The 21,265-nt window shown below is 69.6% G+C and carries 23 protein-coding genes; 10 read left to right on the top strand and 13 right to left on the bottom strand.

Annotation, left to right across the window (positions count from 1 at the left end; all coding sequences use genetic code 11):
- The first annotated feature begins 9 nt into the window (after positions 1 to 9).
- Both ACWEIJ_RS30125 and ACWEIJ_RS30120 read left to right on the top strand, forming a co-directional pair.
- Positions 10 to 990: a hypothetical protein gene (locus ACWEIJ_RS30125; RefSeq protein ID WP_449840617.1), complete on the top strand. Its 981-nt coding sequence runs from the start codon at positions 10 to 12 to the stop codon at positions 988 to 990.
- A complete protein-coding gene (locus ACWEIJ_RS30120; protein WP_449840616.1) occupies positions 990 to 2,120 on the top strand; it encodes a cation:proton antiporter domain-containing protein in 1,131 nt (376 codons plus the stop codon). The genes ACWEIJ_RS30125 and ACWEIJ_RS30120 overlap by 1 nt, the downstream gene beginning before the upstream one ends.
- Here the strand turns inward: ACWEIJ_RS30120 and ACWEIJ_RS30115 are convergent.
- The 3 genes from ACWEIJ_RS30115 to ACWEIJ_RS30105 form a co-directional block, all read right to left on the bottom strand.
- A complete protein-coding gene (locus tag ACWEIJ_RS30115; protein WP_449840615.1) occupies positions 2,068 to 4,389 on the bottom strand; it encodes a hypothetical protein in 2,322 nt (773 codons plus the stop codon). The genes ACWEIJ_RS30120 and ACWEIJ_RS30115 overlap by 53 nt on opposite strands.
- A complete protein-coding gene (locus ACWEIJ_RS30110) occupies positions 4,386 to 5,231 on the bottom strand; it encodes a hypothetical protein (protein WP_449840614.1) in 846 nt (281 codons plus the stop codon). The genes ACWEIJ_RS30115 and ACWEIJ_RS30110 overlap by 4 nt, the downstream gene beginning before the upstream one ends.
- 80 nt (positions 5,232 to 5,311) lie before the next feature.
- Positions 5,312 to 5,794, bottom strand: coding sequence for a hypothetical protein (locus tag ACWEIJ_RS30105; protein WP_449840613.1), 483 nt, complete (start codon positions 5,792 to 5,794; stop codon positions 5,312 to 5,314).
- On the opposite strand from ACWEIJ_RS30105, the gene ACWEIJ_RS30100 reads away from it, so the two are divergent.
- Entirely contained in the window at positions 5,787 to 6,053 is a 267-nt protein-coding gene (locus ACWEIJ_RS30100; protein ID WP_449840612.1) for a hypothetical protein, read from the top strand. The two genes, ACWEIJ_RS30105 and ACWEIJ_RS30100, sit on opposite strands and share 8 nt — an antisense overlap.
- A gap of 284 nt (positions 6,054 to 6,337) precedes the next feature.
- On the top strand, positions 6,338 to 6,586 hold the full coding sequence (locus ACWEIJ_RS30095) for a hypothetical protein (protein ID WP_449840611.1): 249 nt from the start codon (positions 6,338 to 6,340) through the stop codon (positions 6,584 to 6,586).
- 193 nt (positions 6,587 to 6,779) lie between these two features.
- Here ACWEIJ_RS30095 and ACWEIJ_RS30090 read toward each other — a convergent pair whose 3' ends face one another.
- From ACWEIJ_RS30090 to ruvC, 7 genes are all read right to left on the bottom strand, one after another.
- A complete protein-coding gene (locus tag ACWEIJ_RS30090) occupies positions 6,780 to 7,271 on the bottom strand; it encodes an adenine phosphoribosyltransferase (RefSeq protein WP_449840610.1) in 492 nt (163 codons plus the stop codon).
- A 23-nt stretch (positions 7,272 to 7,294) separates the two neighbouring features.
- Positions 7,295 to 8,446, bottom strand: a complete 1,152-nt coding sequence (gene secF / locus ACWEIJ_RS30085) for a protein translocase subunit SecF (protein WP_449840609.1) — start codon at positions 8,444 to 8,446, stop codon at positions 7,295 to 7,297.
- Position 8,447: 1 nt separating this feature from the next.
- Positions 8,448 to 10,238 carry a protein translocase subunit SecD gene (gene secD / locus ACWEIJ_RS30080; protein WP_449840608.1) on the bottom strand — a complete coding sequence of 597 codons (1,791 nt, stop codon included), beginning with the start codon at positions 10,236 to 10,238 and terminating at the stop codon, positions 8,448 to 8,450.
- A gap of 129 nt (positions 10,239 to 10,367) precedes the next feature.
- On the bottom strand, positions 10,368 to 10,712 hold the full coding sequence (yajC, locus tag ACWEIJ_RS30075) for a preprotein translocase subunit YajC (RefSeq protein WP_449840607.1): 345 nt from the start codon (positions 10,710 to 10,712) through the stop codon (positions 10,368 to 10,370).
- A gap of 93 nt (positions 10,713 to 10,805) precedes the next feature.
- Positions 10,806 to 11,819 (bottom strand): Holliday junction branch migration DNA helicase RuvB, encoded by a 1,014-nt coding sequence (gene ruvB, locus ACWEIJ_RS30070; protein ID WP_449840606.1) that lies wholly within the window; start codon positions 11,817 to 11,819, stop codon positions 10,806 to 10,808.
- A complete protein-coding gene (gene ruvA, locus ACWEIJ_RS30065) occupies positions 11,816 to 12,397 on the bottom strand; it encodes a Holliday junction branch migration protein RuvA (RefSeq protein ID WP_449840605.1) in 582 nt (193 codons plus the stop codon). The genes ruvB and ruvA overlap by 4 nt, the downstream gene beginning before the upstream one ends.
- Before the next feature lie 30 nt (positions 12,398 to 12,427).
- Complete coding sequence (ruvC, locus tag ACWEIJ_RS30060; RefSeq protein WP_449840604.1) at positions 12,428 to 12,994, bottom strand: crossover junction endodeoxyribonuclease RuvC; 567 nt, start codon at positions 12,992 to 12,994, stop codon at positions 12,428 to 12,430.
- Between the two features lie 145 nt (positions 12,995 to 13,139).
- Between ruvC and ACWEIJ_RS30055 the strand changes: the two genes are divergently transcribed.
- The 3 genes from ACWEIJ_RS30055 (at position 13,140) to ACWEIJ_RS30045 (ending at position 15,968) form a co-directional block, all read left to right on the top strand.
- Positions 13,140 to 14,624 carry a diguanylate cyclase domain-containing protein gene (locus tag ACWEIJ_RS30055; RefSeq protein WP_449840603.1) on the top strand — a complete coding sequence of 495 codons (1,485 nt, stop codon included), beginning with the start codon at positions 13,140 to 13,142 and terminating at the stop codon, positions 14,622 to 14,624.
- The gene (locus ACWEIJ_RS30050; protein ID WP_449840602.1) at positions 14,621 to 15,052 is read left to right on the top strand and encodes a cupin domain-containing protein; all 432 of its coding nucleotides are present in this window, start codon (positions 14,621 to 14,623) and stop codon (positions 15,050 to 15,052) included. Before ACWEIJ_RS30055 ends, ACWEIJ_RS30050 begins: the two co-directional genes overlap by 4 nt.
- Positions 15,053 to 15,164: 112 nt before the next feature.
- Positions 15,165 to 15,968 (top strand): alpha/beta fold hydrolase, encoded by an 804-nt coding sequence (locus ACWEIJ_RS30045; protein WP_449840601.1) that lies wholly within the window; start codon positions 15,165 to 15,167, stop codon positions 15,966 to 15,968.
- On the opposite strand, the gene ACWEIJ_RS30040 is transcribed toward ACWEIJ_RS30045, so the two are convergent.
- Positions 15,952 to 16,824 (bottom strand): hypothetical protein, encoded by an 873-nt coding sequence (locus ACWEIJ_RS30040; protein ID WP_449840600.1) that lies wholly within the window; start codon positions 16,822 to 16,824, stop codon positions 15,952 to 15,954. The genes ACWEIJ_RS30045 and ACWEIJ_RS30040 overlap by 17 nt on opposite strands.
- An 83-nt stretch (positions 16,825 to 16,907) precedes the next feature.
- Between ACWEIJ_RS30040 and ACWEIJ_RS30035 the strand changes: the two genes are divergently transcribed.
- Positions 16,908 to 17,333, top strand: a complete 426-nt coding sequence (locus ACWEIJ_RS30035; RefSeq protein WP_449840599.1) for a MarR family winged helix-turn-helix transcriptional regulator — start codon at positions 16,908 to 16,910, stop codon at positions 17,331 to 17,333.
- Here ACWEIJ_RS30035 and ACWEIJ_RS30030 read toward each other — a convergent pair.
- Complete coding sequence (locus tag ACWEIJ_RS30030; protein ID WP_449840598.1) at positions 17,320 to 17,925, bottom strand: alpha/beta hydrolase family protein; 606 nt, start codon at positions 17,923 to 17,925, stop codon at positions 17,320 to 17,322. The two genes, ACWEIJ_RS30035 and ACWEIJ_RS30030, sit on opposite strands and share 14 nt — an antisense overlap.
- Before the next feature lie 93 nt (positions 17,926 to 18,018).
- On the opposite strand from ACWEIJ_RS30030, the gene ACWEIJ_RS30025 reads away from it, so the two are divergent.
- A complete protein-coding gene (locus ACWEIJ_RS30025) occupies positions 18,019 to 19,398 on the top strand; it encodes an FAD-binding oxidoreductase (protein WP_449840597.1) in 1,380 nt (459 codons plus the stop codon).
- Between the two features lie 3 nt (positions 19,399 to 19,401).
- Here ACWEIJ_RS30025 and ACWEIJ_RS30020 read toward each other — a convergent pair whose 3' ends face one another.
- On the bottom strand, positions 19,402 to 20,085 hold the full coding sequence (locus ACWEIJ_RS30020) for an SDR family oxidoreductase (protein ID WP_449840774.1): 684 nt from the start codon (positions 20,083 to 20,085) through the stop codon (positions 19,402 to 19,404).
- 50 nt (positions 20,086 to 20,135) lie between these two features.
- Between ACWEIJ_RS30020 and ACWEIJ_RS30015 the strand changes: the two genes are divergently transcribed.
- Positions 20,136 to 21,170 (top strand): serine hydrolase, encoded by a 1,035-nt coding sequence (locus ACWEIJ_RS30015; RefSeq protein ID WP_449840596.1) that lies wholly within the window; start codon positions 20,136 to 20,138, stop codon positions 21,168 to 21,170.
- Positions 21,171 to 21,265 lie beyond the last annotated feature (95 nt).

The raw sequence follows: 21,265 nt of genomic DNA, 5'->3' as shown, positions 1-21,265 counted from the left end.
GTGGTCGATGTGACTGGACCGCGTGTGCACAGGGCGCCACACGTCGACGCCCGCTGGGACGACGTCGTCGAGCTGCTGACGACCGCGATGAGCGGTGAGCACCTGCTGTGTCACCTCGGGCACTACACCGACGGCTTCGACGACATCGCCACCGACGTGCTCGGCGACCCCGCCGCGGAGCACGAGGAGTGCGACCCGGAGGAGTACCTGGAGACGGCGCGCACCCTCAGCGCGGCGGTGAGCGAGCTCGAAGCGGATCTGGTCAAGGTGCGCACCGGGTCGTTGATCCGGGTGGTGCTGCAGACCGGTCAGGGCATGGCGTACTGCGACTCCGTCGTGCCGGACCAGCACGTGATCGGGTTCGGCCGGACCGACCCGCTGCCGGACGCGGTGCCGTTGACCCAGGGCCGCAACGTGCGTGCCGCCGACGAGCTCACCTCGCGGCTCGCCACGGACCTCCGCGCGCGGGTGAGCCGGCAGTCGCTGAACCCCGGCGGCTGGCAGACCGCGCACGACCCCGACGACGACGTGGACCCGACGCTCTCGCCGGTCGCGAAGCCCGGATCGCTCCGCCAGACCGGTGACCTGTCGAGCGTGCTCGCCGACCAGTGCCGCAAGATCGTCGACCCGCGCGACCTGCACTACGCCACGTCGTGGGTGGACGGGAAACCGGTGTTCACCTTCGACGTCTTCGAGGACGTCAAGGTCGGCAGGTTCTTCAACGAGGGCATCACCGTGGCCCAGCGCCGCCGGTTCTACGAGGGCCTGTGCGAGCGGTTGCCGGAGCTCGTCACGCAGTACGGCCGGATGTGCCGCAGGACGCTGGGCGGCCGGCTGGAACGACTCGTGCTCGACGTGGAGCAGGGCGCGATCTTCTACTACCGCGTGCGGCCCTCGCAGTTCCTCGTCGGCGTCACGCTGAACCAGAACGAGGTCGCCCCCTCCGACGAGAAGATCGCCCGGCTCGCCGCGGCCGCACGCTCGTTGTGATGACCGAGGCGAGGGTCAGCGGGCCGAGCGCCTTCGCCCTGACGATGCGACGGCTGGCGCTGCTCTCGGCGGCGACGGGCGCGGGCTGGCTGCTGGCCCGGTTCGCCGACCTCGGTGACGTGCCGCGGACGCGGTGGTACTTCGTCGCCGCCGGCACGTTGCTCGCGATCGGCCTGTACAGCAGCACTTACGGCATCAGGCTGGACGACATTCGCAAGCACCTGCGCATCGTCGTCACCGCGGTGACCGTCGGCGTGCTGCTGAAAGCGGCGTTGATCGCGGCCGTTCTGTGGCTCGTGTACCGCGATCCCGCGTACCTCGTGCTCGCCATCGCGGTCGCGCAGATCGATCCGCTGTCGACCGCGGCGTCGGCGGCGGGCACGCGGCTGTCGGAGCGGGCGAAGAGCGTGCTCGCGGCGTGGGCGTCGTTCGACGACCCGGTCACCATGCTGCTGACGGTGTACCTGTCCGCGCTGGCGCTGGGGCCGTCGTCCGGCGCGCTGGCCCGTGGCGGGCTGTTCTCCTTCGGGGTCAACGTGATCGCGAACATCGCGTTCGGCGCCGTCGTCGCCGGGCTGTGGTGGGTGTGGTCGCGGAAGTCGTCCGGAACCGTGCGGACCGCCGGCCAGGTGGTGCTGGTGGTGGCGACGCTCGGCGTCGGCGTCTGGCAGTTCCTGATGCTGGGCGTGGCGATCGCCGGGCTGGTCGCGCGGCCGCCGATCGGGCAGTGGCTCGACCGGGTCACCCGCGTGGCGTTCTTCGCGGCCGCGGTCGCGCTCGGGATCCTGCTCGTGGGCGGGTGGGCACCGCTGCCGGGGCTGGTGCTCGGGCTCGCCGCGTTCTTCGCCCAGGTGGTGGTCGGGCTGCTGATCACCGGCGGGCTGACGCGCAAGGACCGGACCTACATCGCGTTCGCCCAGCAGAACGGGATCACCGCGATCGTGCTGGTGTTGTTGCTGGAACCGGACTTCCCGCACAGCGCGGCCGTCGTGGCACCGGCCATCCTGGTGATCAACACGTTGCACGGCCTGTTCACCGGGTTCTGCGACCGGTACGGCGACCGGATGGCGAACGCGCTCAGCGCACGTCTGCCACCGACTCGAGAGCCGCGGCGTGAACTCGGGCGCTGAGCCGGCTGAACAGCTCGCGCGACTCGGCCAGCTGCGGCGTCGACACCACCACCCCGGCGGCGTCGCCGTCGACGAGGTGCGGGGCGAACTGGTCGAGCTCCTCCAGGCGGAAGAACGGGATGTACTCGTAGACCGTGTCGTAGGCACGGCACAACGCGCCGAGCCGGTCCCGGTCGACGGGGTACGGCTGGCCGGACGGACCCGGCACGTAGGTGTGGAACCACTCGTTGATGCTGTCCTGGAACGTGGCGAGCAGCATGTGCAGCATCGCCGACACCCCGAGCGCCGGGAAGACGCGCTGTGACCGCAACTGCGCGCGCACTGCGACGCGTGCGTCGATCGCGCGCGCGGGATCGCCTTCCGTGGCGGCGAACATCGCGCGCAGCGTCGCGTCGACCTGGTCGAGCGAGTCGAGCGACTTCCGTGCGGCCGAGAACAACTTGAGCACGACCGGGGGCAGGCGGACCGGGCGCACCGGTTCCTCGTGCTGCTGCGCGGGAATCGTCCGTGCCGCGTTGAACTCCGCGAGCTCGCGGTGGATCTGGCTGAGCGACCGGTCCGACGACGACCGCAGCACGGTCAGCGTCTTCAGCGCCTGTTCGAGCATGCGCTGGGTGTTGGCCTGCTGCCGGCTGAGCCTGCTGAACCGCTCCCGCACCCCGGCCAGCGCGTCGTCACCCGGTTCGCCGAGCAGGCTCAGCTGCCGTTCCAGCACAGCGGACAACGTGTCGTTGAAGGTGTACTGGTCGTAGATGATCGGCTCGACGCTGAAGGCCTCGGTCAACGCCGGCACGTGGTCGGCGTGCACGAGACCGACGACGATGAGCACGACCTCCATCCGTTCGACGGCGGACTGGAGGAACGTCGCCCGGTTGACCAGCGCGTCGCGCTCGGTCTGGTTGAGCACCGACTCGCTGAGCACCAGCGCGCAGCCGGACCCGGTCTCGTCGAACGGCACCCAGTAGTCCGCGCGCGAGTCCGTGTCCGGGTTCATCCACGTGTCGCGCTCGTAGTTGAGGCCCTGCGCGGCGAGCACCTGGCGGATCTCGTTGCGCACGTGGTCGATCGTGGTGGCTCCGGCGTGCTCGCGCGCGACCTCGCGGACCATCGCCTCGGTGACCCGCGCACGGGCCGGATCACGCGGGCTCGCGTCGATCGCCCGCCGGTACAGGTGACTGCACAGCCTGATGATGCGCCGGGCGTTGCCGTCGGTGAGCTTCACCAGGTACCGCACGGTGTTCTCGGTGAACGGGTCGAGCACCGGGCCGCGGCCGAGCCTGCTCTGGCTCTGCCGGATGTACTCGATCGTGTTCTCCGGCGTCAGCGGTGACACCTGGATGATGCGGCCGATGCGCTGCCGCACCGCACCGCCGAGTTCGTCGAGGTAGTCGGGCAGCCCGGAGAGGATGAGCAGCGCCTGCGCGCCCCCGAAGACCTCCAGCATCTTCTCGAACGCCTCCACGGCGTTCTCAGTGGGCTTGCGGCTCGCCGACACGACCTTGTTCATCTCGTCGATCGCCAGCACGAACCGGCGGCCGCGCTGGCTGTAGAGCAGCGCCAGCACCCCCATGGCCTCCAGCGCCAGCTCCTCGGTGTCGATGGCGGTGTCGATGCCGCGGTCGACGAGCACCTGGTCGGGCTGGTGCCCGGTGAGCCACTCCCACGCGGCGTCGGTGAAGTCGTGCCGCAGCAGCAACGGCAGCGCGATCCCGAACGCCGGGTTGTTCGTCACCCGCTCCAGCACCCGCTGGAGCATGTCCAGGTGCCTGCTCTCCATCAGGTTCAGCCGGTCGGAGGTCTCCACGGGGTCGAGGCGGCCGGTGCGCAGCCGGTCCGCGATCTCGGCGGTGAACGGTGAGGCACCCAGCTCGTCCGCGAGCACGTGCGCGTAGAACTCCTGCACCTGCTCGCGCACGTCGTCCTTGGTCAGCTCGTCGCCGACGAGCTGCCGGTAGAGGTCGACGAACGTGGCAGGCCGTGCCTCCAGCAGCGCGACCCGCGGCCGGTGCTCCTCCTCGCGGCCCCGCGCGTGATGCAGCAGCGCACCGACGAGATGGCTCTTGCCGGTGCCGTACTCGCCCTGGATCGCGATCACGTTGCCGGACGGCCGCGCGGACGGGCGGAGGAAGGCGTCGATCAGGCTCATGGCCTCGGCGATGGCAGGCGTCGGCACCGACACCGTGGTGTCGTCGAACTCCCTCGGCTTCGCGACTCCGGCCGACAGGAACGGGTTGTCGTCGCTGGGGGCTCGTCCTGGGCGCTCGCTCATCTCTGACTCCCCAACCGCCGGATGTAGAACTTCATGAGATCCAGGAGGGTCACCTCGCCCATCGGGCTGGAGCCTACCGAACCCGGCTTCGCATTCTTTTCCAGAATCTCCTGGTACATCCCGTAGAGCAGGTCATGCAGCTCACCGATCGAAAGTTCTCGCGCCGCGATCACTTCACGTATCGTTTCCTTCGCCACGAACGGATGAGGCGCATCCGTTCGATCGCCGTCGCGGGCCTGGACGAAGGTCCACCCGTCGTCCAGGGCGAGCGGCCCCACGTCGAGCCGGATCGGGGTCGACGACTGGTGCACGCTCTCGATCCTCGGCCAGTGCGCGTGGACCGCCCCGATCTGGCGGCTTTCGGCGAGGAACAACAGGTTCGGATGCGCCCACCGAGCGTAGTTTTCCATTTCGAGCGGAATTTCCGTGCGCGGCAGCAGAATCACCGCGACCGCCTTCTTCGGCATGAGCACGTACCTGCTGGCATGCCGGTAGCCGAGGTTGAGCTCGCCGCTGTTGAGCTGCTCGGTCATCTCCTCGCGCAGCTGCGGTGAGAGGAGCTCCTTGTACCCCAGCTCGTAGATCAACGACTGGAAGACGGTCTTCTCCCGGTACGCCCGATCGTCGCTCACCTGACAGGCGTCCACGAACGACAGCACGTGGCAGTTCTCCTCACCCAGCTGGTCCCGCACCCAGGCGGCACACCGGTTGAGCAGGGAGGTCTTGCCGCAGCGGTCCCACCCGAGCGCGGCGACGAGCCTTCCCCTGCCGCGCAGCGACGTGCCGTCACCGATCTCCCGCTGGAACGCCTCGAAGGCCGTCTGCGTGTGGTCGACCGGCACGTAGTACCGCTCGTGCTCCTTGTTCTCGTGCGGGCACAGCGGTTCCGGCCGCGCCCCCATGCCGGGGATCTCGTACGGGTTCACGCGGCGACCACCTGCTCGAACTCGGCGTCCAGCAACGCGGCGGCGTCACCGGAGGGCAGCTGCAACGCCTGCACGACCACCTCGATCCGCCGGTCCAGCTCCCGGACCGCCTTCGTCACCTCGTCGACCCTCGGCTGCCGCTCGCTCCGGTCGCGCGTGAACCCCCACCGCTGCTCCGCATCGGCGCTGAACGCGTCGAGCTCGGCCCGCAACACGTCCGGCGCGGTCCACTCCGGCCGCATCAGCTTGGTCACCGCGAGCTGAGTCGTGAGCAGGTCCCGCTTGCGCCGCAGTTCAACGGTCGTCGCCGGCCCCTTCAGCTGCGCGTCGCAGTACGCCCGCACCTCGTCGACGAACTCCCGGCTCGCCCGGCGCAGCGCGACGCTGTGCTCCTTGGCGCGGTTGCGGTCCTCGCGCCGATTGGTGGTCACCCACGTGAGCCGCGCGCCGACGAACGCGGAGAAAAGACCGGTGAGCACCGTGATGAGCGTGGAGAGCCAGGTCGGCGTCGAACTCGGCGAGGGCGGCCGCATCACCGGTTCGGAGACCGCGTTGCAGACCCGTTCGAATTCCCGCTGCCGAGTTCTGCGCCATTCGTCGAATTCCACCGTGCTCCCGCCCAGAACGACCCGATTTCCAATCGCCTTGGAATTCACCACACCGAGTGCCACCGCTGCGTCGATGGTGTCTGATCGGTGGGCGGAGCAGTACACGAGTGCCGCATCGGACATCGTCTGAGTAGTACCACAGCCGGCCAGCACCAGGAGAACGAGGAGCGACACCCGGCCGGTCATGCGGCCTCCCCACGTTCGTTCTTCTCCGCGCACACCTCGTGTGTCGTTCCCGAATCGGTTCCCGTAACTCCCTCCGACAGATCGTGAAGGGGTTCGGGCGTGATTACGACACTTTTGCCCAAAGGCGCCGCCAGTTGACCCCGAACGGACTACCGGCCTTGACTCCGGGTATCGGAAAGGGACCTGGAAGACTCACCGGATGTGAGGACATTGCTGTGGTGCGGCGCCATGAACGTCGTCTGGCTCGGCGGCATGGCCTACCTCGCCCTGGACGACGCCGCCCACTTCGACCCGCGCGCTCTCGCCGGCACCGCGGTCGCCTGGGTGCTCGCCACCGCGGCGAGCTGGCTGCTGTTCCGCGACGCCGCCGAGGCGCGGCTGTGGCAGCTGGCGGTGTGGACGGTGCTGGTGTCGATCGTGGCGCTGGTGTTCGTGACGATCAGCGCCGCGTTCGTGGCCCCGCCGCCACCCGCCTGACGTAACGCAACAGGGCGGTGTGGCTTGTCGCCGCACCGCCCCGCTCAAGCCGTGAGGAGGCGCCTGACCCGCCTCACGCTGCACAACTCAGCAGACCGCCACACCCGGCCTCACCGGCCACGCCCGCTCAGACCGCGAGCAGCCGCCTGACGCGGCGACACCGCGCCCGCCGCCCCGCTCACTTCGCGCGCAGTCAGACCGCCATCAGGGCGCTGACCTCGTACCCCGCCAGCCGCGACCGGCCGTTCAGCGCGGCGATCTCGATCACCACGGACACCCCGGTCACGATCCCACCGGCCCGCTCCACCAGCTTGCACGCCGCCTCGGCCGTACCGCCGGTCGCCAGCACGTCGTCCACCACGACGACGCGCTGACCGGGCTGAACGGCATCCGCGGGCAGCTCCAGCGACGCGGTGCCGTACTCGAGGTCGTACGACTCCGAGTCGGCCACCACGGGCAGCTTGCCGGGCTTGCGCAGCGGTACGACGCCGTAGCGCCAGCCGTAGCCCAGCGCGGCACCCAGGAGGAAGCCGCGCGACTCGATGGCGGCGATCACCTGGGTGCTGTCGTCGATCTTGTCCTGCAGGGCGTCGACCACGGCGCGCAGGGCGTCCGGGTCGGCCAGGACGGGCGTGAGGTCCCGGAAGACGACCCCCGGCTGGGGGAAGTCCGGGACCTCACGCATCAGTTCCAGCGCACGGTCGAGCTTCAACGCTGACGCTTTCCGGTCGGGCGGCGGCGGGCGTCCGCGGCCTTGGCGGTGCGGTGCGGCACCGACGCGGCGGCGGCGAGCGCCTCCTCCTGGCGCAGGTCGGCGGCGAGCGCGTCGTCGTCGGCCGACTCGATGCCCTCGGCCTGCGGGCCGGAGGCCTTGGCGCGGCGGGCGGCCACGCGCTTGGCCTGCGCGATGTACTTCGGGTCGCGCATCTTCAGGTCCACCAGCACCGGGGTGGCGATGAAGATCGAGGACATGGCACCGATGAACATGCCGACGAGCTGGACGAGCGCCAGGTCCTGCAGCGTGCCGACGCCGAGGATGCCGACGCCGACGACCAGCAGGCCGATGACCGGCAGCAACGCGATCAGCGAGGTGTTGATCGAGCGCATCAGGGTCTGGTTGAGCGCCAGGTTCGCGGCCTCGGCGTAGCTGCGGCGGGTCAGGCCCAGCAGGCCTCGGGTGTTCTCCTTGACCTTGTCGAACACGACGACCGTGTCGTACAGGGAGAAGCCGAGGATGGTGAGCAGACCGATGACCGTCGCCGGCGTCACCTCGAACCCGATGAGCGAGTACACGCCCGCGGTGATGATGACGTCGTGGAACACGGCGACGAGCGCCGCGACGGCCATTCGCCATTCGAAGTAGAACGCCAGGAACAGCGTCACCACGACGAAGAACCAGAACAGCGCCCAGAGGGCCTTCCAGCTGATCTCACCGCCCCACGAGGCGGAGACGGCGCTGTCCGAGATCGCGCCCTGGCCACCCTTCGGCGTGGTGTCGGTCGCCAGCGCGGTCTTGAGGGTCGCGACCTCCTGGATGGTCAGCGCGGGCGACTTGATCTGGATCGTCGCGCTGTCACCCTGGCCCACGGCCTGCACGGCGTTCGGCTTCTTGCCGGGCAGGGCCTTCGCGTAGGCGTCCTCGACGGCGCTCGTCGCGATCTTGGAGCCGGAGACCGTGACCTCCGGCATCGAGATCTTCGTGCCGCCCTTGAAGTCGATGCCCAGGTTGAAGCCGTTGAACACCATCGAGCCGATGCAGACCAACAGGATGATGCCCGAGGTGATGTACCAGCGGATGCGCTTGCCGACGATGTCGAAAGCGCCGTTGCCCACATAGAGGCGCGTGAACACGTTGCCCATGTCAGGCCTCCTTCACGGCAGCGGTCTTGCCGGTCGAGGCGGCGCGGTGAGCCGCACCCTCGCGGGCGGCGCCGCCCAGGCCGGACAGGTTCGGGTTGGACAGGAACTTGGACTTCGACGCGATCGCGACCAGCGGGTGCGTCACGAGGAACACGACCACGAGGTCGAGGATCGTCGACATGCCCAGGGTGAACGCGAAGCCCTTCACCTGGCCGACCGCGATCACGTACAGCACGGCGGCGGCGATGAAGCTGACCGCGTCGGCCGAAAGGATCGTGCGGCGCGAACGGACCCATGCACGCGGCACGGCCGAGCGGAACGTGCGGCCTTCACGCACTTCGTCCTTCAGGCGTTCGAAGAAGACGATGAACGAGTCGGCCGTGATACCGATGGCGACGATGAAACCGGCGATGCCCGCGAGGTCGAGGGTGAACCCGATCCAGCGGCCGAGCAGCACCAGCACGCCGTAGACGATCACGCCGGACAGGGCCAGCGACAGGATCGTCAGGATGCCCAGGAGGCGGTAGTAGAACATGCAGTAGACGAAGACCAGCGCGAGGCCGATGCCACCGGCGATGAGACCCGCCTTGAGCGACTGCAGGCCGAGCGTCGGGGAGATCGTCTGCGCCTCGGAGGCGTCGAAGGACAGCGGCAGCGCGCCGTACTTCAGGGTGTTCGCGAGGCTCTGCGCCTCGGTCAGCGTGAACTTGCCGCTGATCTCGGTGGAACCACCGGTGATGGCCGACTGGATGGTCGGCGCGGACATGACCTCACCGTCGAGCACGACCGCGACGGCCTGCTGCACGTTGGCCGAGGTGAACTTGGCCCACTTCGAGCCGCCCTCGCTCTTGAAGTCGAGGTTGACGACGTAGCCGGTGCCGTTCGGGTTCTTGTTGGCCGCGGCGTTGTTGATGTCCTCACCCGTCAGGCGGGAGTAGGTGGCGTAGTCGTCCGGCTTGGTCTGGGTGTCTTCCTTCGGCGGGTTGACCGGCGCGAGGATGTACTTGTACGTGCCCTTCTCACCGCAGGTGACGAGCGGCTTGTCCAGGTCGTCGTTGCCGCGCAGCGGGTCCGGCTTGGAGCAGTCGAGCATGAGCGCGGCCTGCTGCAGGACCTGCTGGTCCGTGCTCTGGCGCAGCGCCTTGGCGTCCTGGATCTCCTTCGCGAGCTTCGGGTCCACGTTGGAGGGGGCGGGCGGCGTGCTCGGCTGCGCGCTCGACGAGGGCGCGGAGCTGGAGGACGGCGGCGTGCTCGACGGCTGCGCGGCCAGGTTCGGAGCGGGACGGCCCTGCGGGGCCCCGCTCGACGGCGGCGGCGCGACGGTCTGGCCGGAGGACGGCGGCGTGCTCGGGTTGCCCGACGACGGCGGCGTGCTCGACGACGGCGCCTGGGTGTTCGGCGCCGCGGCGGCCGGGAACGGCTGACCGAGGACCTTGCGGAACGCGAGGCGGGCGGTCTGGCCCAGGCCCTTCGCGCCCTCGCTGTCCGCGCCGGGCACGGTGATCGTCAGGTTGTTGCCGTCGCGCACGACCTCGGCACCGGACACACCGAGACCGTTGACGCGGACCTCGATGAGGTCACGTGCGCGGTTCAGCGCGTCCTCGCTGGGCTGGGCACCGTCTTCCTGACGCGCGGTCAGCGTGACGATGGTGCCGCCCTGGAGGTCGATACCGAGCTTGGGTTTGGCCGAACCGTTCCCGGTGAAGAACACCAGGGCGTAAAGCGCGACCACGATGAGGACAAAACTCGCCAAGTACTTCGCAGGGCGAATTTGCCCGGCCGGAGGTGCCACGATCCGTCCGTCTCCTAGTAGCGATGGTTTCCGAGCGCGCAGCGTAACGCGAGCAGCGTGAGCTGCGCGTCACTACCTGGAGTTGGCGGTCTTCACAGTTGCCAACTCCAGGAGTGCGAGCTTATGTCGTTACTTCTTCGCGTTGTGGTCGAGGGGCTCAGCGACCTGTGCGGTGGTCACCGGCTCCTCGGTCTCGTCGGCGTTCTCCTCGACGACGGTCTCGTCGGTCTCGACGACCTTCTCGCGGATGGCGGCGCGCAGCCACCTCGTGACGACACCCTCGGAGATCTCGATGTCGATGGTGGTGTCGTGGCTCGCGTCGGCGACGGTGCCGTACAGACCAGACGTGGTCATCACCTTGTCGCCGGGCTCGAGCGAGTTCTGCAGAGACTGCTGCTCGGCCATCGCGCGCTTCTGCTTGCGCGCGCTGAGGAACAGCGGCACCGCCAGCAGAACCAGCAGCAACGGGAACATCAAATTGCCAAGGCCGCCCATCATTCTCCGATCAGTTGGACATGCTCCGACGCACGTCCGATATGTCCAGGTGCTTTCACCGATTGTGCCAGGTCACCACAGTTGATCACCGGCGGGCGGTTCCAGACCCAGGTGGTGCCACGCGGCGGGCGTCGCCACTCGGCCGCGCGGTGTACGGGCCAGCATGCCAGCCCGCACGAGATACGGTTCGCACACCTCTTCCACCGTGGTCGGCTCCTCACCGACCGCGACGGCGAGCGTCGACACCCCGACCGGTCCGCCGTTGAAGCTCTTGACCAGCGCCGAGAGGACCGCGCGGTCGAGCCGGTCGAGGCCGAGCTGGTCGACGTCGTAGACCTCCAGCGCCTGCTTGGCGATCTCCTCCGTGACCCTGCCGTCGGCCCTGACCTCGGCGAAGTCGCGGACGCGACGCAGCAGCCGGTTCGCGATGCGGGGCGTGCCCCTCGACCGGCTCGCGATCTCGATGGCGCCGTCGTCGTGGAGGTCGACGCCGAGGATCTTGGCGCTGCGCTTCACGATGAGGTCCAGCTCGTCGGCGCTGTAGAACTCCATGTGGCCGGTGAACCCGAAGCGGTCCCGCAGCGGCCCGGTCAGCGCTCCTGACCTGGTCGTGGCCCCGACCAGGGTGAACGGCGCGATGTCGAGGGGGATGCTGGTCGCGCCGGGCCCCTTGCCGACCACGACGTCGACGCGGAAGTCCTCCATCGCGAGGTACAGCATCTCCTCGGCGGGCCGGGCCATGCGGTGGATCTCGTCGATGAACAGGACGTCGCCCTCGACCAGGTTGGACAGCATCGCGGCCAGGTCGCCCGCGCGCTCCAGGGCGGGCCCGCTGGTGATGCGGATGGCGCTGTTCAGCTCCTTGGCGATGATCATGGCGAGGCTGGTCTTGCCCAGCCCGGGAGGGCCGCTGAGCAGCACGTGGTCCGGCGCCGTGCCCCGCCGCATCGCGCCGTGCAGGACCAGCTCCAGCTGCTCGCGCACCCGCTGCTGGCCGACGAACTCGTGCAGGTCGGCGGGCCGCAGGCTCGTTTCGAGGTCGCGCTCGGCCGGCGCGGCGAAGGGGCTGAGCTCGTCCTCGGTCACTTGCGCCCCAGGGTCGCGAGCGCCCGGCGCAGGACGGCGGACGTGGACTGCTCCGGGTTGTCGGCGAGCACGCTGTCGACGGTCGCCTCCGCCGCCTTGGCCGGGAAGCCGAGCCCGAGCAGCGCCTCGACGACGTGGTCGCGCGTCTGGCTGTGCGCGGGCGTCGTCGGCGTCGGCAGGGCACCGACCTTGTCGCGGAGCTCGATGATGAGCCGTTCCGCGCCCTTCTTGCCGATGCCGGGCACCTGCGTGAGCACGGTGATGTTGCCCTCGGCCAGCGCGTGGCGGAGCTTGTCCGGTTCCAGCACGGCCAGCGTCGCCAGCGCGATGCGCGGGCCGATGCCGCTGACGGTCTGCAGGAGCGAGAACAGCTCGCGGGCCTCGGCGTCGGCGAACCCGAACAGGGTGAGGCTGTCCTCGCGGACGATGAGCGTGGTGGCGAGGCTCGCCTCCTCACCGCGGCGCAGCGTGGCGAGCGTGCTCGGCGTCATCTGGACGGCGAACCCGACCCCGCCCACCTCGACGACGGCGTGGTCGAGGCCGACGTGCTGCACCTGGCCGCGCAGTGACGAGATCACCTGGTTCCTCCGGACTTCACGTGCTGGACCTTAGTTCGTGCGCTTCGCGGCCTCGGCCAAGCGGGCCTTGTGCACGCGAGCCAGTTCCGCAGCCTTGGCCTGCGCTTCTTCCATGCGGTTGCGCATCGGCGCGCGCCAGTGGTGGCAGATCGCCAGCGCCAGGGCGTCCGCCGCGTCCGCGGGCTTCGGCGCCACCTTCAGCCCGAGCAGCTTGGTCACCATCAGGGTCACCTGCGCCTTGTCCGCCCGTCCCGATCCGGTGACGGCGGCCTTCACCTCGGACGGCGTGTGGAACTCGACCGGCAGGTTCCGCTGCGCCGCCGCCAGCGCGACCACGCCGGAGGCCTGCGCGACGCCCATCGCGGTGCGGACGTTGTGCTGCGCGAAGACCCGTTCGATGGCCACGACCTGTGGCTCGTAGCGGTCCAGCCACTCGCAGACGCCGACGTACAACTCGTGCAGCCGCACGGACAGAGGCGCGTCAACGGGCGTGCGGAGGACATCGACGGCGACCGCGCGCACGGTCCGGCCGGGCCCGCCGTCGACGACGCCGAAGCCGCACCTGGTCAGACCGGGGTCGACCCCGAACACCCGCACGACAGCTCCCCACGACCGGAACGAACAACAGTTCGAACCATATCCGGTGCGCCTGGAAGGAACTCGCACCGACACGATTCGACGCCATTCGACAAGTCGGCGCCGCGATCACTACGGTGGTCGGGCTTCGATCACGGGAGACGCGGTGAAGAGGTTCTGGCTCGTTGCGGGGTGCGTCGGCACCTTCATGGCGGCCACCATCCTCACGGCCCTCACCCTGCCGCGCGAGGCCGGCATCGCGGTCGACAAGGTCGTGCAGCTGGTGTTCGCCGTGGCCGCTCTTCTGGCCTATGCGCGGCGCCGCAACGGGTGGATGACCGCGGCGATGACGAGCCTGACGGTCGGGTTGTCCGCGTGGATCTGGGGTCAGCAGATCCTCGGTGTGCAACTGCCGACGTCCACGATCGCGCCGCTCGGGTTCACGCTCGTGCCGGTCCTGTGCCTGGCCGCGGTGGTCGTGGAGGCGCAGAAGCGCCGCGCGGACGACCTGCTGCCGAACTACCGCGGCCGCGCGGTCGTGGTGCTCGACGGGCTGATCGTCATCGGGTCGCTGTTCGTGCTGACGTGGGTGTCGGCACTGGAGTCGCTGACCCGCGCGTGGGCGACCGAGGGTCCCGGGTTCGCCACGGTGGTCGCGCATCCCGCCGCGTACCTCGTGCTGCTCGTGGCGATCGTCGTGATGTCGTGGACGCATCAGTCCGTGCGTCAGTGGCCGATGCTCTTCGTCGCACTGGCCGGTGTCGCGCAGTCGTCGTCGGGCTGGGTGTTCGCGTTCTACATCTCCAAGGGCATCACGGCGATCCCGGCGACCGCGGACATCGGCTTCATGCTGTGCCCGGCGTTGTTCTTCCTCAGCGCGCTCGCCCCGGCGCGCAACCTCGAACCGACGTCCGGCCGCATGCGCATGGCCGACCTGCTGCACCTGTTCGTGCCGTACCTGCCGCTCGCGATCACCGGTCTGTTCATCCTGTGGAACACCGCGACCGGCGGCCGCCTCAACCCGATCGAGATCTACGTCGGTCTCGCGGTCGTGTGCCTCGTGATCGTGCGGCAGCTCCTCACGTTGGTGGACAACGTCCGGCTGATGGACCAGCTTCGGGTGAGCCGCGAACAGTTGCGCCACGAGGCGACACACGACCCGTTGACCGGCGTCGCGAACCGCTCGTTGTTCCGCGAACGGCTGGAGCGCGCGCTGGCGGACCGTGAGCGCACACGGCCGTTGATCCTGTTGTTCATCGATGTCGACGGGTTCAAGGCGGTCAACGACAACCACGGGCACGCCGAGGGCGACATCGTGCTGCGCAACGTCGCCGCACGGCTGGAGCACAGCGTCCGCGCGGAGGACACCGTGGCCCGGCTCGGCGGCGACGAGTTCGGCGTGCTGGTCGACGGCGGCGACGCCGACGAGATCGGCGCCCGGCTGCTGGCGGCGCTGGCGCACCCGCACGAGGTGCACGGCCGGATCCACCGCGTGCACGCCAGCATCGGTGTGGCACAACGGTTTTCGCACGACCCGTCCGTGACCGCCGACGACGTGCTCGGTGCCGCGGACGCCGCGATGTACACGGCGAAACGGCTCGGCAAGGGCATGGTCGTCGTGCACGGTTCACCGCTTCCGGAGATGACGTGACCCCAGAGCAGTTGATCAGCGAGCTCGGCCTGCGGGAACTTCCCGTCGAGGGCGGTTTCTTCGCGCAGACCCACCGGTCCGACGAGGTGTCCGCGATCGCGTACCTGCTGCGCAGGCCCGACTTCTCCGGCATGCACGTGCTGAAGCACCTGGAGATCTACCACTTCCACGCCGGGTCGCCGTTGCGGATGCTGCTGCTGCACCCGGACGGTTCGGTCACCCAGCCGCTGCTGTCCGCGGCCAACCCGCAGGTCGTCGTGCCGGCGGGGGTGTGGCAGGGCAGCGCGCCCGCGGGTGAGTGGTCGTTGGTGGGCACGGTGGTGGTGCCGCCGTACACCGACGACATCGTCTCGTTCGGCCACGCGGACGACCTGTGCGTGCGTTATCCGTCTCACGCCGCGGAGATCAGGCCTCTGTGCCGCTTCTAGTGCGGTGATCGCGACCTTTGCCGCTCGATTTCGACGTTCAGGCGGGTGCATCGCCCCACTGCACGCCGGAAGCGACCGTGAAGATCGCGATCACCGCACTACGATCTTGGGCATGGCGATCGTCCCGCTCAACGGCATCGAGCTGAACGTCCAGACCGAGGGCATCGGCGATCTCGTCGTGCTGGTCATGGGCACCGGCAGCCCCGGCCGGGTCTGGCGCACCTACCAGGTGCCCGCGCTGGTGAAGGCGGGCTACCGGGTCGCCTACTTCGACAACCGCGGCATCCCGCCGTCGTCCGAGTGCGCGGACGGCTTCACGATCGACGACATGGTCGCCGACACCGCCGCGCTGATCGAGCACCTCGGCGGCCCGGCCCACGTGATCGGCACGTCGCTGGGCGCCCGCGTGGTGCAGGAGCTCGCGCTGGCCCGCCCCGGCCTGGTGCGCAGCACGGTGCTGATGGCGACCGCCGGCCGTCCCGAACCGGTGCAGCAGGCCTGGTCGCGCAGCCTGATGGACGCCTACGACAAGGGCGTCGAGGTGCCGGCGCAGTTCTACGCGGTCGCCTCGGTGATCAGGAACCTCTCCCCCGCCACGCTGGCCGACCCGGCGGCCGCCCGCGACTGGTTGCAGATGTACGAGTTCTCGGGCTCGTCGGTCGGTCCCGGCCTGCGCGCGCAACTCGCGTTGAACGACTACGGGTCGCGCCTCGACGCCTACCGCCGGATCTCGGTGCGGTCACTGGTCATCGGGTTCGCGGACGACCTCGTCCTGCCACCTCGCCTGTCCCGCGAGGTGGCGGACGCGATCCCCGGTGCCCGCTACGCCGAGGTCGCCGGCTGCGGGCACATCGGCTACCTGGAGCGGCCGGACGAGGTCAACCGGCTGCTCGTCGAGTTCATCGGTCGAGGCTGAACTCGTCCGACGTGCCGCCCTTCAGCAGCACGTCGAGGTGGCCGCTCACCACGTAGGTGCCGTGCGGCGTGCGAGCCGCGGTGGTCGGTGAAGTCGGCCACGAGCGCTGCGACTTCACCTGCCACGTGCGGGTGTCGAGCACCGTGACGGCGTTCTTCCCGGGCGCACCAAGGCTGTTCGTCACCACGACGAGGCCCTGCGGCGTGAGCGTCAGGCCGTCCGCACCGATCAGCGCGGGTGCGGGCAGCTGCTCCACGTGGCCGCGGGTGACCTTGAACAGCGTGCCGTTCGTGTAGTTGCCGGTGACGAGGAATCCCCTGGGGTCCCAGATGATCCCGTTGTTGCCGATGGTCGCGCCGAGGCGCGGGTCGGCAGCGAACGCCGAGACCTCGCCCGAGAGCGAGACCTGCCAGATGGTGTCCCCCGCCGGGCCGGTGACGTAGGCGTTGCCGAGCGGGTCGACCGCCACGTCGTTGGCGCCGTTGGGGACATCGACGAACTTCAGCGCACGCCCGGTGCGCAGGTCGAAGATCCCCAGCCCGGACTGGCCTGGCACCGAGCGTTCGCCCAGGCCGATGTCCCCGTACGCGACCAGCACGCGGCCGCGGTCGACCTGGATGCCGAACGTGGACACCATCTTCGTGCCCGTGACCAGCGGCCGGACCTGGCCGGACGGGCTGACCAGCGACACCGTGCCGTGGCGGACCGAGCTGACCAGGAACTGCCCGCGGGTCGGGTCCCACTGCACGCCCTCGGGGTGCAGCGCCGGCGACACGCCCGAGATGTGCCGGGGCGTGGCCGACGCCGCGCCCGTGAGCAGCAACAACGCCGCCATGACAGCAAGCGCGATGCGCATGTCGTTCCCTCCAGTAAGAGCACTGATAGCTATCAGAGTTCTGATAACTATCAATACTCTTATCACACTCCTACGATGAACGGATGCGGATTGGTGACCGGATCGGCGGAGACATCAAGCGCGCCGAGCTGGAGCTGATGACCGCGAAGGCGGCGGCGGTGAAGCCGGCGGGCCTGACCGTGCCGCAGTACTCGGCCCTGCTCGCGCTGAGCGACCACCCCGGCGCCCCCGCGGCGGAGCTCGCCCGGTTGTGCCTGGTCACGCCGCAGACGATGACGACGATCCTGCAGAACCTGGTCGCCATGGGGCTCGTGGAACGCACACCGCACCAGTGGCAGCGCAACGTCCTGGAGAACCGGCTGACCGAGGCCGGCTACGCGAAGTTCCGCGAGGCGGACAAGGGCGCGGTCGCGGTGGAGCAGAAGCTGGCGGACGCGTTCACGCCCCAGGAGCGCACGCAGCTGCGCGCGCTCCTGCAGCGGTGTTCGGAAGTGCTCAGCTCAGACTGAACTCGACGGTCGCCTCGACCATCTCGGCGAGGAAGCCCGCGCGGTCGAACCCAGACTCCTCGGCCACGCCGGGCGGCAACGTGTGCATGAAGCTGAAGTGCCCCGCACCGGGCACCACCCGCAGATCGACCGGACCGGGCGCGCCGAGCAGCAGCTCGGCCTGCGACACCGGCGTCACGACGTCGGCCGAGCCCGCGAACACGAGCATCGGCACGCCGACCCCGTCCAGCGCACGGGGCGCCGCGAACCACCCGGCCGCGGGCGCGAGCAGCACCAGCCGAGCGATCCTGGGCTCGCGCGGGACCTCGATCGGCCGCCCGTCACGTCCCCACGGCACCGCGCCCGCCAGGCACAGCGCGGCCCAGGCGCCGATCGAGTGACCGATCACGACGACCTCGGCATCGGTGTCGCCCAACGCCTCGGCCAACCCGCGGGGCCGCACCAGCAGCTCCTCGGTGGCGGCGTGGGGCAGCAGGCGGTCGAAGCGGGGTGCGACGACCGGCAAACCCCGGTCCGCCAAGGCGTCCAGCAACGGCCGGTGCCGCTCCGGGTCACCGCCACCACCGGCGGCGAAGAGCACGACGCGTGCCAAGATCCCATCTCCTTACGAGGTCCTTACTGGACGGACGGACGACGCGCGAACAGCGGAACCTGAGTGACACCAACCACTCAGGGAGGTTCAGCCATGACAGACCTCGGGAGCCTACGCGCCACCTTCTCCGGAGCCCTGCTCACCGCGCAGGACCAGGCGTACGAGGACGCACGGGCCTTGTTCAACAGCGCCATCGAGACCAGACCGGCGGTCATCGCCCAATGCGACAACACCGCCGACGTGCGGGAAGCGCTCGCGTTCGCCCAGCGGGCCGGGATGCCGGTGGCGGTGCGCAGCGGCGGTCACAGCGTGGCGGGCGCGAGCCTCGTGCAGGACGGGCTGGTGCTCGACCTGCGGCGGATGAACGGCGTCTCCGTGGCACCCGACGCGCGCAGCGCCGTGGTGGGCGGCGGTGCCACGTGGGGCGCGTTCGACCAGGCCGTGGCACCGTTCGGCGTCGCCACGACGGGCGGCCGGGTCTCCACGACCGGTGTCGCCGGGCTGACGCTGGGCGGCGGATCGGGCTGGATCGAGCGGAAGTGCGGGCTGGCGTGCGACAACCTCCTCGCCGTCGACCTGGTGCTCGCCGACGGCAGCACGGTGACCGCCAGCGAGACCGAGCACCCCGACCTCTTCTGGGCGTTGCACGGCGGTGGCGGCAACTTCGGGGTGGCCACGTCGTTCACGTTCCGGCTGCACCCGTTGCCGGAGTTCTCCTTCGCGCTGATGCTGTGGCCCGCCGAGGAGGGCGAACCCGCGATCCGCGCCTACCGCGACTTCATGGACAGCGCGCCGGACGAGGTCGGCGGCGGCGCGATCTACCTGACCGCGCCACCGGAGGAGTTCGTGCCCGCCGAGCTCGTCGGCACGCTGTGCTGCGGAGTTCTCGTGACGTACCTGGGCAAGGCCGAGGACCTGCCGGACCTCGTCGCCCCGCTCGCCGCGCTGCAACCGCGGGCGCTGGTCGTGACCGACGTCCCCTACGCGCACTTCCAGTCCATGTTGGACGATCCCCCCGGCTTCCGGAACCACTGGTCCGCCGAGTACCTGCGATCGTTGCCCGACGAGGCCGTGCACGCGTTCTGCGCCGCCTCCGAACGGATGATCACGCCGTCACCCTCGCAGCAGGGCATGATCCCGTGGGGCGGCGCGGTGGCCCGCAACGCGGCGGACTGGCCGATGGCCAACCGCGACACTCCGTGGGTCGCGCATCCGTTGGGGCTGTGGGAGAACCCGGCGGACGACCAGCGGGCGCGCGACTGGGCGCACCACGTGCGGGACGTGCTGGCACCGTGGACCACCGGCGCCGTCTACCTCAACTTCATCGGCGACGAGGGCGCGAACCGCGTCGTCGCCGGGTACGGCAGGCAGAACTACGACCGGCTCGCCGCGATCAAGGCCGAGTACGACCCCGGCAACGTCTTCAACCTGTGGCACAACATCCTGCCCGCGAAGCGCGTGGTCAGCACGTGAGCCTCAGCGGTGCGCGGCCTGACCGGTCGGCCGGATCAGGATCTCGTTGACGTCCACTGTGGACGGTTGCGAGACCGCGTACAGCACCGCCCTGCCCACGTCCTCCGGCGCGAGCTTGGGCTCGTCCGCCCGCGACGCCGGAATGGCCTCCGTGTCGACGAGCCCGGGCTGGACCACGGTGACCCGCACGCCGGTGCCCACCGCCTCGGCCCGGATTCCCTGTGCCAGCCCGGTGATCGCCCACTTGGTCGCGGAGTAGAGGTTGCCGGGCCGCACGCCGCGCCCGGCAGCCGAGCCGGTCAGCACGAGGTGGCCGCCGGAGCGGATCAGCGCGGGCATTGCCGCACGGGCCGTGAACGCGGGACCGCACACGTTCGTCACCACCATGTTCGTCCACTCCCGCGGCTCGGCGCCGGCGGACGTGGTGAAGGAGGTGTCGACGGACACGCCCGCGTTGGCGAAGACGACGTCGATGCGGCCCCACCGGGATTCCACGCGTGCCATGAGGTCCTGCACGGAATCCCACGAGGAGACGTCGCACTTCGCGTCCCAGCCGCGGTCACCGACGGCTTCCTCCGCCGACCGCGAGGCCCTGACCACGCGGTATCCCGCGTCGGCCGCCAAAGCGGCGGTCGCCGCCCCGATGCCGCGGGAGGCTCCGGTCACCACGAAGACGTGTTCCATGATCCGGAACCCTAGTCAGGGAAGTGTCAGTGCCGCCTGTTTTGATGTCTCGCATGACTTTGAACCGCAGGTCGGTGTTCGGGCTGGGAACCGTCGCGGCCGCGACGGCAGTGCTCGGCTCCAACGGGGCAGCGCAGGCTCAGGAAGACGCGGAGGTCGAGATCGAACGTTCCCCGACCACCGCGGACCGGTCACGCAAACGCGTGGCGCAGATCTACCGGCGACAGGTCCGCAAGGCGCGGGGCACCTGGTCGTCGCTGATCACGATCGCCGACCTCGACGGCACCACTAAGGCGGCCGTCGAGGAGGACGCGGACAAGGTCGTCGAGGCCTACAGCGTCAACAAGGTGGCGGTCGCCGTCGCCGTGCTGGACAAGGTGGACCGCGGGCTGATCAGGCTCGACCAGACGGTCACGGTGTCGGCGAGCATCGTCATCCAGGACACCGACGGGATCTTCGCGCTCGACGGCGCGTACCCCAGCGAGGTCACCGTTGGACACGCTCTCGCGAACCTGCTCACCGTCTCGGACAACACCGCCGTGCGCCTGTGCGGCCTGGTCGTGCCGGCGCTGGAGCTGAACCAGATCCTGCGGGACAAGGGATTCGTGCACACGCAGGTCGTGCCGGTCGCGAACCCGAACCGGTTCTACCTCGGCACCACGACCCCGCGCGAGATGCACACGCTGCTGCAGAAGCTGGTCGACGGCCAGCTGCTGTCCGCCGCGTCGACCGCCTACCTGCTCAACATCCTCCGGTCGACGTCGAGCTTCACCGACGGCGTGCGGCTGAACCTGACGACGAACGAACGGCTGCGCGTCGCGACGAAGGCCGGCTGGTTCGAAGACGGCCGCAACGAGGCCGGGATCATGTTCAGCGAGGACAATCGGGCAATCCTGATCTACTCGATGTTCGCGTCCGGCACGTTCGCCGGCGACAAGGCGCAGAACGACCAGGACTTCAGCACCACGCACCCGGCCATCGCAGCTCGTGCCGAGCTGGGGCGGTCGATGTTCGACGCGGTCATCAAGATCACGACGACCAAGCCGAAACACCGTGCAAAGGTTTACAGGTTCTTCAACGGCGGCTGATTCCCGAAATTCATCTCCAAAACTGGACCAAAGACCTCCGGTTTTCGGATATATACATAACCAACGCCGGGGTCGGTCGTCGCCGCCGTCGACGA

This window comes from Lentzea sp. NPDC004789 (assembly GCF_053601075.1).
This window is presented reverse-complemented; position numbering and strand designations above follow the sequence as displayed.